Origin of the sequence: Paraburkholderia solitsugae, assembly GCF_013177695.1 — a bacterium.
In the GTDB taxonomy this organism is placed as follows: Bacteria; Pseudomonadota; Gammaproteobacteria; order Burkholderiales; family Burkholderiaceae; genus Paraburkholderia; species Paraburkholderia solitsugae.
Genome location: NZ_WOEY01000046.1, coordinates 23,939 through 36,387, shown reverse-complemented (window position 1 = coordinate 36,387; position 12,449 = coordinate 23,939). Strand labels below are relative to the sequence as shown.

The window sequence follows — 12,449 nt, the reverse complement described above, 5'->3', positions numbered from 1 at the left end:
GTCGATGCGGACTTGACGCTGACAGGCACGCGGCTGATCGCGCGCGTGCAGGCGAGTCCGGGCGGCGCGGCGCGATTGGCGGCGCAGGGTGAGAACTTTCGGCAGCGGCTTGCGGCAGCGGGCATCGAACTGAGTGGACTAACGATTCGCGAGATCGGCGGTGGCGCGCCGGTTACGGCGGCCAGTGCTGCAGGTGCCGCGGCGGCTGGGCAGGCGGCAGCGTCGGCGTATGCGCGCTCGGCTTCGGCGGCCTCGGCGGCTGATAAGGCGTCGGCGGGGCGCCTCACGACGCGCGTTGCCCGGCCGGGCACGGCGCCGCTCGACGATTTCGATTGGGATATGTAATGAGCCGCAAGCATCGCCGCAGCGCGGCCGCGCTCGTCTACGACGCACAAGGCAGCGATCCCGCACCGCGCGTGATCGCCAAAGGCTACGGCATGCTGGCCGAGATGATCGTGCAGCGCGCCAAGGAAGCCGGCCTCTATGTGCATGAGGCGCCGGAAATGGTCTCGTTGCTGATGCAGGTCGACCTCGATACGCGGATTCCGCCGCAGCTTTATCAGGCGGTGGCGGAGTTGCTCGCGTGGCTGCATCGGCTGGAAAGCGGTGCGGAGGATGAACCAGAAAGCGGTGTTGCCGAAGCACAGGACGTGACTGATGTAGTCGCGACGGATATTGCTGGTGGGGCGCCCGGGCGTTGACGGCTTCCGTTGTGCCGGCTGCTTATCACATCGTCCTGCCGCAGTTGCCCGCCATCTGTTGCGCGTAGCAGTTCCACTGCACGTTACGCGATTGGGCGCCCTCCGGTAGCCCGTCGCCCGGGTGGCCGGCCCACGGATGCCCGCCGCATCAAAACCGCAGCATCAGCTTCAGCAGTGCATTCACCCGCTTGCCGTACGGCGGCGAGATCCATCCGCGCGCGTTCAGGCGCGCCTGCGTCAGCACCGGTTTCATCTTCGAGAAGGTCACGAAGCCTTCGTAACCGTGATACGCGCCCATCCCGCTTGCACCGACGCCGCCGAACGGCAGGCTTTCGCACGCCAGATGCATCAGCGTTTCGTTGATCGCCATGCCGCCCGCGATGGTGTCGCGCGTGACGCGCTCGATGGTCGCGCTGTCGTCAGCATAGAGATATAGCGCTAGCGGGCGAGGACGCGCGTTGATCCATGCGATCGCGTCGTCGAGCGTGTCGTAGGGAACGATCGGCAGCAACGGGCCGAAGATTTCCTCCTGCATCAGCGCGCTTTCAAGCGGCGCATTCGTGACGGCGATCAGCGGGAAGCGGCGGCTTGCCTCGTCCGGCGCACTGTCGGTGAGCGTGTGCAGTTGCGCGCCAGCGGCCTGCGCTTCGTCGGCGAGACGTTGCAGCCGCGCGAAGTGCCGCTCCGAGATGATCGACGTGTAATCGAGGTTATTCGCAAAGGCGGGGTACATCTTCGCCATCCGCGCGCGTGCCCGTTCGATGAACGCCTGCTCCTTGCCGCGCGGCACCAGCACGTAGTCCGGCGCGACGCAGGTCTGGCCCGCGTTGAGCGTCTTGCCGGCGACGAGGTTATCCACCGCGTTGTCGAAGCGCGCATGCTGACCGATGATGGCCGGCGATTTACCGCCCAGTTCGAGTGTGACCGGCGTCAGATGTTCGGCGGCGGCGCGCATCACTTCATGGCCGACCTTGGTCGAACCGGTGAACAGCAGATGGTCGAACGGTTGCGCGCTGAACGCGGCGCCCAATGCGGCATCACCGTTCACGACGGCGACGTGGTCGCGCGCGAAGGTCTGGCTGATCAACTGCTCGAAGAGCGCCGAGGTGCGCGGCGTCAATTCGGACATCTTGATGATGGCGCGGTTGCCGGCCGTCAGCGCGCTGATCAGAGGACTGGCGGCGAGCAGCACCGGATAATTCCACGGCGCGATGATGCCAACCACGCCGAGCGGCTGCGGCACGACTTTCGAGCGCGCCGGCATCAGCCATTTGCTGGTGCTGCGGCGTTGCGCTCTCATCCAGCGTTTGCCGTGCCGGAGCGCGGCGTCGATCTCTTCCTTGATAAGCAGGAATTCGGCGAGCAATACCTCCTGTTTCGCGCGATTGCCGAAGTCGGCGTTCATCGCGTCGGCGAGCGCGTCGCGGTTGTCGAGCATGACTTTGCGCAGTGCTTTCAGATGCCCGGCACGGGCTTCCCACGACGGATACGGCGCGCGCAAATAAGCATGGCGTTGCTCGCGCAGCAGTGCTTCGAGCGCGGCGACCTCTGGCAGATCGTTCTTCATGTATGTCCACTCCCTGATGAATAACGGTGCGCGTTGAATCGCGCTTATTGGTGTGTTGTCGTGTGTTGCAACGGTCTTGCGAAAGGTTTTGCAACAACGCGGGCGGCTTCGCCCGCTTCAAACATGGAACGCCGAATCCTGGTCGATCCGTCCACCTGGCTTCAAGCGGGAAATGCCCTTTCGATGATCGCCGCGTGGTCGAACGTCGCCGGCAGGGTGCCGTACACGCGGCCGCTCTCGCCGCAGCCGTCGGCGAGACGCGTGGCGATGAAGGCCTCGGCGACTTCCGGCGGCGCGTGCTTCACCAGCAAGGTGGCTTGCGCGATCAGCACGATCTGTTGCGCAATCCGTCGCGCAGAGGCTTCGCGATGTTCGGCGGGTCCGTTGAGAGCTGCGGCGAGCTTGCCGAGCGCGGCGCTCAAAGCCGGGTGCCCTTGCGCGTCCGCTTGCCACGCGGCGAACAAGGCCTGCGCCGCTTCGGGCTCGCGCTCCATTGCGCGCAGCACGTCGAGGCACATCACGTTGCCCGAGCCTTCCCAGATCGAATTCACGGGCGCTTCACGATAGAAGCGCGCCATCGGACCGGTTTCGACATAACCGTTGCCGCCCCAGACCTCCATCGCCTCGCCGGTGAATTCCAGTGCGCGCTTGCAGACCCAGTACTTCGCCGCCGGGGTGACGATCCGGCGCCACGCGCGTTCGGCGGGTGCGGCTGACGACGCATCGGCCGACGCTTCGAAAGCACGCGCGAGCCGCATGAACAGCACCGTCGCAGCTTCCGATTCCAACGCCAGGTCGGCGAGCACATTACGCATCAGCGGCTGATCGGCCAGATGGCGGCCGAAGGCGCTGCGGTGCCGGGCGTGATGGATTGCCTGCACCAGCGCCGCACGCATCAAGGCCGCGCTGCCGATCACGCAATCGAGCCGCGTGTAGTTAGCCATTTCGATGATGGTCGGCACGCCGCGGCCCTCGTCGCCAATCATGATGCCGAACGCGTCGAAGAATTCGACCTCGCTGCTGGCATTCGAGCGATTGCCGAGTTTGTCTTTCAGTCGCTGGATCTGCACGGCGTTCTTGCTGCCGTCCGGCGCGAAGCGCGGCACGAAAAAGCAGGACAGGCCCTCGTGATCGTCGGTGCGGGCGAGCACCAGATGCGCGTCGCATTGCGGCGCGGAGAAAAACCATTTGTGGCCGACGAGGCGGTATTCGGCGCCGCGGCCGCTGCCGCGCGTGGCATACGCGCGGGTCTGGTTGCTGCGCACGTCCGAGCCGCCTTGTTTCTCGGTCATCCCCATGCCGATCATCGCCGAGGTCTTTTGCGTGAGTGGCACGTCGCGTGGATCGTGCTCGCGGGCGTAGAGCTTGTCGCGCAACGTGTCGAACAACTTGGGTTCGCGCTGTAGCACTGGAATGCTCGCGAAGGTCATCGTCAGCGGGCAGAGGGAGCCGGATTCGAGTTGCGCGTGCAGGAAGTAGCCGGCGCAACGCGCGACCATTGCGCCGCGCTGCGGATCCGAAAACGGTAGCGCGTGCAGGCCTTCGCGGCGTAACAGCGACAGCAGCGTATGCCACGAAGGGTGAAACTCCAGCGCGTCGATGCGTTCGCCACGCGAGCTGTGCGTGAAAAGTTCGGGGGTGTGGCGATTCGCCAGTTCGGCGAGCGCGAGTGTCTCCGGCGTGGTGAGCGCCGCGCCGTGCCGCTGCAACGCCTCGCGATGCCACGCGGCCCCGTCGCGTTCGAGGGCGGCGGACAAAGCCAAGTCGCTCGAAAACAGGTTGTAGTCCGCGAGCGGAGGCGCCTGATTGGTTACGTCGTGGGTGTGGCCGAAGCTGTGCCGTTCCATCTGCTGTCTCCGTTCACCGGATGCGCGCCGTCGCGGGTCGACGGCGTGCTGTTTTATTGCAGCGTGTCGTGCCGCACGCTCGGAGGACGGCGCACCGGGCGCCGTGTTTGAATGCCGTGCGCAGCAGCCTGGCGGGCGCATGCGCGTCTTTCATCATAGGGTCGCGAGGGCCCTTTCGTTTAGAGGGATCGCTCTGACGCGAACGCGCCGTGGCGCTCCAACGCTCCCTACAATGCCGATAAAACACGCGTAGACAAGTGTGTACGAGACAGGGGCCGCGAGCAACGTGGCCTCACCAGGAGGAGCGGATGCAATACGACTACATCATCGTCGGTGCGGGCTCAGGTGGTTGCTCGCTCGCGAGCCGTCTGGCGGATAGCTGCCCTGACGCGACGATCGCCCTGATCGAAGCCGGTCCGCATACGGACCGTAATCTCTTTGTGAACATGCCGGTCGGCGTGGCGGCCGTCGTGCCGCACAAACTCAAGACCAACTACGGCTATCTGACGACGCCCCAGCCGGGGCTCGGCGGACGCCAGGGCTATCAGCCGCGCGGGCGGGGCTTCGGCGGGTCGAGCGCGATCAACGCGATGATCTACACGCGCGGCCATCCGCTCGATTACGACGAATGGGCGCAGCTCGGCTGCGAAGGCTGGTCGTGGGCCGAGGTGCTGCCGTATTTCCGCCGCGCCGAAGGCAACGAACGGGGCGCCGACGCTTGGCACGGCGCGGATGGACCGCTGACGGTGTCCGATCTGCGCTATCGCAATCCGTTTTCGAAGCGTTTCGTGCAGGCCGCGACCGAAGCCGGCTACAAACCGAACAGCGACTTCAACGGCGAGGATCAGGAAGGTGTCGGCTTCTATCAGGTGACACAGCGCGACGGACGGCGCTGCAGCGTCGCGCGCGCTTATATCTACGACCGCGAACGCCCCAATCTCCATACGATCGCCGATGCGACGGTGCTGCGCGTGACTTTCGACGGCAAGCGCGCGAGCGGCGTCGAAATCGTGCGAGGCGGCCACACCGAAACGCTTGAAGCGCGCGCTGAGGTGGTGCTGGCCGCGGGCGCGTTCAATTCGCCGCAACTGCTGATGTGCTCGGGCATTGGGCCGGCCGCGCACTTGCAGTCGCTCGGCATTGCCGTGCTGCACGATGCGCCCGAGGTCGGCCAGAATCTGATCGACCACGTCGACTTCACCATCAACAAACGGGTGTCGTCGATCGAGCCGACCGGCTTTTCGATTCGCGGCATCGCGCGGATGCTGCCGCAGTTTGTGACCTTCATGCGGCATGGGCAGGGCATGTTGTCGAGCAACGTCGCCGAAGCGGGGGGCTTTCTGAAGAGCCGGCCGACGCTCGAGCGCCCGGATCTGCAACTGCATTTCTGCGCGGCGATCGTCGACGATCACAATCGCCATATGCACTGGGGCCACGGTTATTCGCTGCACGTGTGCGTGCTGCGGCCGCATAGCCGGGGCACGGTGACGCTCGCCAGCGCCGACGCGCGCACCGCGCCGGTGATCGATCCGCGCTTTTTTAGCGACTCGCGTGATCTCGACTTGCTGGTGGAAGGGGCGCAGAAGGCGCGGCGCATTCTCGACGCGCCTTCGCTCGCGCTGCATGGTGGCAAGGAGCTGTACACGCATACCGGCCAGACGGAGGCGGAATTGCGCCGGACTATCGCCGAGCATGCCGACACGATCTATCACCCGGTAGCGACTTGCCGGATGGGCGGTGACGCGCGCTCGGTGGTCGATCCGCAGTTGCGGGTGCGCGGTGTGACGGGGCTGCGGATCGTCGATGCATCGGTGATGCCGACGTTGATCGGCGGCAACACGAATTCGCCGACGGTGATGATCGGTGAGCGCGCGGCCGAACTGATCGCGGCGAGCCGGCGCGAGGGGCAAACGGTGCCGGCGTCGGCGTCGACGGGTGTCACCGGCGTGGCGGCTTGAGGGCGCGCCACGCACGAACGCGTGCACATTCATCAATCGCCACCGGCTTGGCACCGGCAGGGTGGCGCATCAATTTTCCTAATTTAGCTCGCAAATATAAGAATATTTAGGCGAACGTCGGTTAATTCGTCATAAATTGTGCCGTTTCGTTTATGAGATTCCCCCAAACCTATAATCGCGCCGCGAAAAGGAGCGCGTCAGGCGATGCGTTCGGGAAATCAAGGAAGCGAAGCGATGAGTATCAATGTGATTCAGCTGATTCAGTCCGCGTTGACGGACGGTGTCGTGCGACAGATGGCGGCCCGCTTCGGGCTGCCGCCGGACGCAACCCAGAAGGTGCTTGCAACGACCGGCCCGGCGCTTGTCGCCGGTCTCATGCAGAAAGGCGCAACGCTCGACGGCGCGCGTTCGCTGTTCACAACGATCCTCTCGCCTGAGGTGAACGGGCACATCGCCGAGCAGTTGCCGCAATTGCTTGGCACCACCACCGGCGTGAGCCAGTTGGAAGGCGCGGGGCGCCACCTGCTGGAACGCGTGCTCGATCGCCGCGTCGATACGCTGAGCGACGAAGTCGCCACCCAAACCGGTGTGCCGGCCCATGCGACGCACGCCATGACGGGTATCGTCGGCGCAACGCTGTTGGGCCTGCTAAAGCGGCATTTTCTTGAAGGTCAGGGCAACGTCGGCCAACTGCCAACGTTGCTGGGCCATCAACTGCCGGCCATTGCACCCTATCTGAACGACCGTCTGATGGCCGGGCTGGGCCTGAGCGGGCTTGGCGCTTTCAGCGGCAACATTCTGTCGCAGTTGAAAGCGGTCTCGGCGCACATCGACCATCCGACGCCTGCCGCCAAGCCGGTGGCCGAAGCCCTGTCGAGCATCCGCGTGCCTGCCGACGCAGTCGTGCGCGAGGAGCCCCGTTCGCGCAAGTGGCTGTGGTGGTCTGTTCCTGCGCGGTTGTCATAGCGAGCAACGCGGTGAACAAAGCAGCGAGCGCAGTAGCGCGGAAGCCGCGGCCACTGTGCAGCCCGCGTCGGCACCGGCTGAGGCATCGATCGCCGCCGTGTCGGCTGAGGCCTCAGCCGCAGCCGCACCGGCCAGCGATGCCGCGGCGAGCGCGGTAGCAGCAAGCGCAGCCAGCGAAGCGCAGCAACCCGCCGCCGCGCCTGCGCCGTCCAAAGACAGTCAGCTCAGCTTCACGGTCGACGCCGCCGGCAAACCGACGCTCACCGCGACGGTCGACAGCGAAGCCGAAAAGACCCACCTGATTGACGCGCTGACAAAGCGCTTCGGTGCTGACCATTTCGTCGCGAACGTCACGGTCGATCAGGACACCAAGCCCGCTGACTGGCTCGTTCATCTGGACGGCCTGCTGCCGCTAATGGCATTGCCGGGCGCGGAAGTGAAAGTGGACGGCGCGCACATCGAACTGAGCGGCAGCGCGGCGAACGCGAAGCTCGGCTGGCTCGACAAACTCAAGTCGCTGTTCGGCGCGTCGTATCAAATCGGCTCGTTCAACGTCGAACAGGCGGTCGCCAGCGCAACCGAGAACTTCCGAAGCGCGATCAAGGGCCTGCTTACGCCGGACAGCTCGCGCGCGTCAGCTGACGTGGTCAAGGTACTGAACCTGCAGGTGATCAACTTCGCAAGCGCCGGCGCTCGCGTGCCGGCCTCGGCGCTGGAAGATCTGAATCAGTCGGCGCAGGTACTGAATGCCTGCGCGCGCAACGGCAAGACGGCGAAGCTTGAAGTGGCCGGCTATTCGGACAATGTCGGCGGCGCACAAGCCAATCTGCAACTGTCGAAGAAGCGCGCCGACGCGGTCCGCGCGTACCTCGTGAAAACGGGTGTGCCGGCGGATTCGCTGGTCGCGCAAGGTTACGGCGACGCGCGTCCGGTTGCGAGCAACGATACCGCAAGCGGCCGCTTTGCCAATCGCCGCATCGAGTTTGTCGCGCAGCAGGAATAAAGGGACTTAGTTAGCCTTGGAGATAAGTCTCTGAGGTGGGACTTCGAGGTGGCCCTTCGAGGTGCGCTTTTGAAATGAGCCTTTGAGATAGGCTTTCGAGTTAGGCCTTTGAGATTTTGAGATAGGCTTTCGAGTTAGGCCTTTGAGATAAGCCTTCGAGGTCAGCTTTGCCAAGACAACATGCCGCCCGGTTCGCGCCGGGCGGCATGTTGTCATTTGGCCGGCCGCCGTTGCGGTGGCCGCATTTGCAGCGGCCGCGTTTGCGGTGGCGCGTTCACGGCGACGGTGTCTGAACAGGTGCCGTGATGCCGGTCATGCCGATGCCCGGCCCCAGCATGAAATCGTCGCCGGCCTGGCCCGGCAGCGTCTCGCGGGCCACCTCCAGCCATGCGCGCGCCGCGTGCGATAGATAGCCGTTGCGGCGCCAGCCAATCGCCATTTCCCACGGAATCTCCGGTTCCACCACGGGGCGGCAGGTGAACTGCGTCGGGTCCAGCCGTCGGCAGTACGGCGCGGGCAACAGCGCGATGCCGACACCGGCCAGCGCCAGCGCCGCCATGAAATCCCAGTGCCCGCTGCGCCCGACGATGGTCGGCGCAAAGCCGGCGGTGCGGCACGCATTCAGCACGACATCGTTGAGCGCGAGGCTCTCGCCGTAAAACACGAACGGCTCGTTGGCGAGCTCGGCGAGCGGCACTTCGTGCAGATCGTCCCAGCGTGAGCCGGTGCGCGCGACCAGCCACAGCAATTGCCGCGTCATCGGCAGCACCTCGATATTGTCCGGGTCGACCGGTTGCAGTACGCCACCTAACTCCAGCTCGCCATGGATCAGCGCGGCTTCGATCGCGCGCGAACCCTGCTCGAAAAGCTTCAGCTCGATTTTCGGGTAGCGCTGGCGGAAAGCGGCGATGGCGGGCGTGAATAGCGAGCCGCCCATTGGCGGAATGCCGATGGTCAGTTCGCCGCGGCCGAGCGTGTCGAGATCGTTCAGCTCGGCTTGCAATTGCGCGTGCGCGGCCAGCACGTCCTGACCGCGCTGGTAGACGATCCGGCCGGCATCGGTCAGCACCATCTGCCGCCCGTCGCGCAACAGTAGCGGTGAGCCGATTTCGTCTTCCAGCGACTTGACCATCTTGCTGATGGTCGGTTGCGTGACGAACATCTGCTCGGCGGCGACAGTGAAGCTCTGTTGACGGACCACTTCGACGAAATACCGCAACGCACGTAGTTCCACGATCTCAGGCTCCAGAATTCCAATTTGGAATGATTTGAGCGATTGTAAGTCATCGAATTTATGTTCCGGTGCAACCTGATGACGCGCTTCGTATCGGCGCCGTTCGCGCGCAGCGCGTTGTTCGGCGCGATCGCGCACATCGCTTTTCCAGGATGGACGCCGCAGGAAGCGGGATAACATCGACGGTTATCTACCGTTCGGCCGGCAGCGCCCGTTTTAGTTTATGACGCCCATCTCGATCATCATTCCCTGCTACAACGGCGCGGCGACGCTCGCCCGTGCGCTCCAGAGTTGCCTGATTCAGCCGGAAGCCGCGCAGATCATCGTGGTGGACGACGGCTCGACCGATGTATCCACCGCCTTGGTCGCACACTACGGACGCCTCGACCCTCGCGTGGGTCTGCTGCAGATGCCGTACAACGGAGGCTCGGCTCGGGCGCGCAACTGGGGCGCGATGCATGCGGATCACGGTCTGCTCGCCTTCCTCGACGCCGACGACGAATACCTACCCGGCGCATTGGCCGCCGCGAGCGCATTCTTCACGCAGAACCCGAACGAAGTGTCCGTGCGGCTCGATGTCGACTACACGGATTTTCCGGGCGACCTCACCCGTCATCGTGACTTCGCACAGCACGCCGCAACCCTTAGCAATACGGTGCCGAGCAGTTTGATCATCCGCCGCGCGGTGTACGCCGCGCTCGGCGGCTTTCCGATGGACGACGCGTTCCGCCGTATCGGCGGTGAAGACGGCGCGTTTTCGTGGGCCCTGCGCGACATTTTCGGCAACCGGCGTCTGGATGATGTGAAGCGCGTACGCATGCATTACCACCCGGGCATTCATGCCGAACGTTATTTCCGCATCGCACTTGGCCTGCAGACACCGGACCCCGCCGACGTGGCCGATGCATTCCGGTTTTCGAGGCAATTTCTCGACACCGCCCGCGCGGGCATCGAGCAATTGCGCGCAGCAAGGGTCGCTGCCGAGCCAGCCGCTTCTGCTCTCCCGAATCAAGCCGCGTAGCCCCAACCACACCCCGAAGCCATCTCGATTTGCTACAATCGCCGTTCGTCTTCGAGGAGCGTTGCGACGGGTACCGCGAATCAGCATATTCGCCGGCCGCCCGCCAGGCTCGGAGGCTTCAATCGGAGGGGCAGGATGCGCATTGCGCTTTCCTATCCACCGCATCGAACCGCGCTCACGTCAAATTTCTAGTCAATTTCTTAGAAAGGAGGGCGTGATGAACGCCGCAGTTCTCGATTCAAAGCAAGATTTTCTCGTCGCCGATATGTCGCTTGCAGCCTGGGGCCGCAAGGAACTGAATATCGCTGAAACCGAAATGCCCGGCCTCATGCAGACGCGCGAGGAATACAAGAGCTCGCAGCCGCTGAAGGGCGCGCGCATCGCGGGTTCGCTGCACATGACGATTCAAACCGGCGTGCTGATCGAAACCTTGACGGCACTCGGCGCGGACGTGCGCTGGGCATCGTGCAATATTTTCTCGACGCAAGATCATGCAGCCGCCGCGATTGCGCAAGGCGGTGTGCCGGTGTTCGCGTTCAAGGGCGAATCGCTCGACGAATACTGGGAATTTTCGCACCGCATTTTCGAATGGCCGAATGGCGAATTCGCCAACATGATCCTCGACGACGGCGGCGACGCCACGTTGCTGCTGATCCTCGGCTCGAAGGCTGAGAAAGACCGTTCGGTGATCTCGAAGCCGGAAAACGAAGAAGAAGTGGCGCTGTACAAGTCGATCGCCAAGCATCTCGACGCCGATCCGGTGTGGTACTCCACGCGTCTCGCGCACATCAAGGGCGTGACCGAAGAAACCACGACCGGCGTGCATCGTCTGTACCAGATGGAAAAGGAAGGGCGCCTGCCGTTCCCGGCCATCAACGTGAACGATTCGGTCACGAAGTCGAAGTTCGACAACCTGTATGGCTGCCGCGAATCGCTGGTCGACGGCATCAAGCGCGCAACCGACGTGATGATCGCGGGCAAGATCGCGGTCGTGGCGGGTTATGGCGATGTGGGCAAGGGTTGCGCGCAATCGCTGCGCGGTCTGGGCGCCACGGTGTGGGTTACGGAAATCGACCCGATCTGCGCACTGCAAGCGGCGATGGAAGGCTATCGCGTCGTGACGATGGAATACGCGGCAGACAAGGCCGACATCTTCGTGACGGCAACGGGCAATTTCCACGTGATCGGCCACGATCATATGGCTGCCATGCGCAACAACGCGATTGTCTGCAACATCGGTCACTTCGATTCGGAAATCGACGTTGCATCGACGCGCAAGTACCAGTGGGAAAACATCAAGCCGCAAGTCGACCACATCATTTTCCCTGACGGCAAGCGCGTCATCCTGCTGGCTGAAGGGCGGCTGGTGAATCTGGGTTGCGCAACGGGCCACCCGTCGTTCGTGATGTCGGCATCATTTACGAACCAGACGATCGCGCAGATCGAACTGTTCGTTCACGGCGACAAGTACGAAAACAAGGTCTACGTGTTGCCGAAGCACCTTGATGAAAAGGTCGCGCGTCTGCATCTGGGCCGTATCGGTGCAGAACTGACGGTGCTGTCGGACTATCAGGCAAACTACATCAGCGTCGACAAGAACGGTCCGTTCAAGCCGAACCACTACCGCTACTAAGTCACGCTGGCAAGTCACACTGCTCGGTAAGATTAAGCACGCGGGCGGTTTTAAAGTATGACAGTTTGACGACAGGGCGGCGCGCAAGGCGCCGCTTTGTTCGCCATGCCCGCCTCTTTCCCTTCAAACGGACATCCTGCCTGAAAGGAGCTCTACATGACCGTGCTGCTGACCTGGCTGATCAACGCGCTTGCGCTTCTGATCATCACCTACCTCGTACCGTCGATTCATATCCGTAGCTTTGGCACTGCCTTGATCGTCGCGGTTGTGCTCGGGTTGATCAATACGATCCTGCGACCGGTGCTGATCCTGTTGACGCTGCCCGTCACGATCGTCACGCTCGGACTTTTCATTCTGGTGGTCAATGCGCTGTGCTTCTGGCTGTGCGCGTCGCTGCTGAAGGGGTTCGAAGTGTCGGGTTTCTGGTCGGCGTTCTTCGGCTCGATTCTGTACAGCATCGTTTCATGGCTGCTGTCCGCGCTTATTTTCGGCAACCGCAGTATCGGTTGAGCTACTGAA

The 12,449-nt window shown here is 63.5% G+C and carries 11 protein-coding genes and 1 riboswitch; of the genes, 8 read left to right on the top strand and 3 right to left on the bottom strand.

Going from position 1 to position 12,449, the window contains the following annotated elements; genetic code table 11:
* Both fliK and GNZ12_RS11790 read left to right on the top strand, forming a co-directional pair.
* On the top strand, nucleotides 1-345 hold a 345-nt coding region (fliK, locus tag GNZ12_RS11795), incomplete at its 5' end, for a flagellar hook-length control protein FliK (protein WP_172310502.1).
* Entirely contained in the window at nucleotides 345-701 is a 357-nt protein-coding gene (locus GNZ12_RS11790; protein ID WP_172310501.1) for an EscU/YscU/HrcU family type III secretion system export apparatus switch protein, read from the top strand. The genes fliK and GNZ12_RS11790, both read left to right, overlap by 1 nt.
* A gap of 148 nt (nucleotides 702-849) precedes the next feature.
* Here the strand turns inward: GNZ12_RS11790 and GNZ12_RS11785 are convergent, their stop codons facing one another.
* Complete coding sequence (locus GNZ12_RS11785) at nucleotides 850-2,268, bottom strand: coniferyl aldehyde dehydrogenase (RefSeq protein WP_172310500.1); 1,419 nt, start codon at nucleotides 2,266-2,268, stop codon at nucleotides 850-852.
* A gap of 161 nt (nucleotides 2,269-2,429) precedes the next feature.
* Nucleotides 2,430-4,115, bottom strand: coding sequence for an isovaleryl-CoA dehydrogenase (locus tag GNZ12_RS11780; RefSeq protein WP_172310499.1), 1,686 nt, complete (start codon nucleotides 4,113-4,115; stop codon nucleotides 2,430-2,432).
* Nucleotides 4,116-4,423: 308 nt separating this feature from the next.
* On the opposite strand from GNZ12_RS11780, the gene GNZ12_RS11775 reads away from it, so the two are divergent.
* The 3 genes from GNZ12_RS11775 (at nucleotide 4,424) to GNZ12_RS45270 (ending at nucleotide 8,042) form a co-directional block, all read left to right on the top strand.
* On the top strand, nucleotides 4,424-6,073 hold the full coding sequence (locus tag GNZ12_RS11775) for a GMC family oxidoreductase (protein ID WP_172310498.1): 1,650 nt from the start codon (nucleotides 4,424-4,426) through the stop codon (nucleotides 6,071-6,073).
* A 234-nt stretch (nucleotides 6,074-6,307) separates the two neighbouring features.
* Entirely contained in the window at nucleotides 6,308-7,039 is a 732-nt protein-coding gene (locus GNZ12_RS44295) for a DUF937 domain-containing protein (protein ID WP_235993696.1), read from the top strand.
* A gap of 55 nt (nucleotides 7,040-7,094) precedes the next feature.
* Complete coding sequence (locus GNZ12_RS45270) at nucleotides 7,095-8,042, top strand: OmpA family protein (protein ID WP_328805987.1); 948 nt, start codon at nucleotides 7,095-7,097, stop codon at nucleotides 8,040-8,042.
* A 274-nt stretch (nucleotides 8,043-8,316) separates the two neighbouring features.
* Here GNZ12_RS45270 and GNZ12_RS11765 read toward each other — a convergent pair whose 3' ends face one another.
* On the bottom strand, nucleotides 8,317-9,276 hold the full coding sequence (locus GNZ12_RS11765; protein ID WP_172310497.1) for a LysR family transcriptional regulator: 960 nt from the start codon (nucleotides 9,274-9,276) through the stop codon (nucleotides 8,317-8,319).
* A 223-nt stretch (nucleotides 9,277-9,499) separates the two neighbouring features.
* Between GNZ12_RS11765 and GNZ12_RS11760 the strand changes: the two genes are divergently transcribed.
* The 3 genes from GNZ12_RS11760 to GNZ12_RS11750 all read left to right on the top strand — a co-directional run bounded on the left by GNZ12_RS11760 (nucleotide 9,500) and on the right by GNZ12_RS11750 (nucleotide 12,440).
* Entirely contained in the window at nucleotides 9,500-10,297 is a 798-nt protein-coding gene (locus tag GNZ12_RS11760; protein WP_172310496.1) for a glycosyltransferase family 2 protein, read from the top strand.
* 47 nt (nucleotides 10,298-10,344) lie between these two features.
* A riboswitch (S-adenosyl-L-homocysteine riboswitch) is annotated at nucleotides 10,345-10,481 on the top strand.
* Between the two features lie 33 nt (nucleotides 10,482-10,514).
* A complete protein-coding gene (ahcY, locus tag GNZ12_RS11755) occupies nucleotides 10,515-11,930 on the top strand; it encodes an adenosylhomocysteinase (RefSeq protein WP_172310495.1) in 1,416 nt (471 codons plus the stop codon).
* A gap of 156 nt (nucleotides 11,931-12,086) precedes the next feature.
* Complete coding sequence (locus tag GNZ12_RS11750; protein ID WP_028198543.1) at nucleotides 12,087-12,440, top strand: phage holin family protein; 354 nt, start codon at nucleotides 12,087-12,089, stop codon at nucleotides 12,438-12,440.
* Nucleotides 12,441-12,449: the final 9 nt, after the last annotated feature.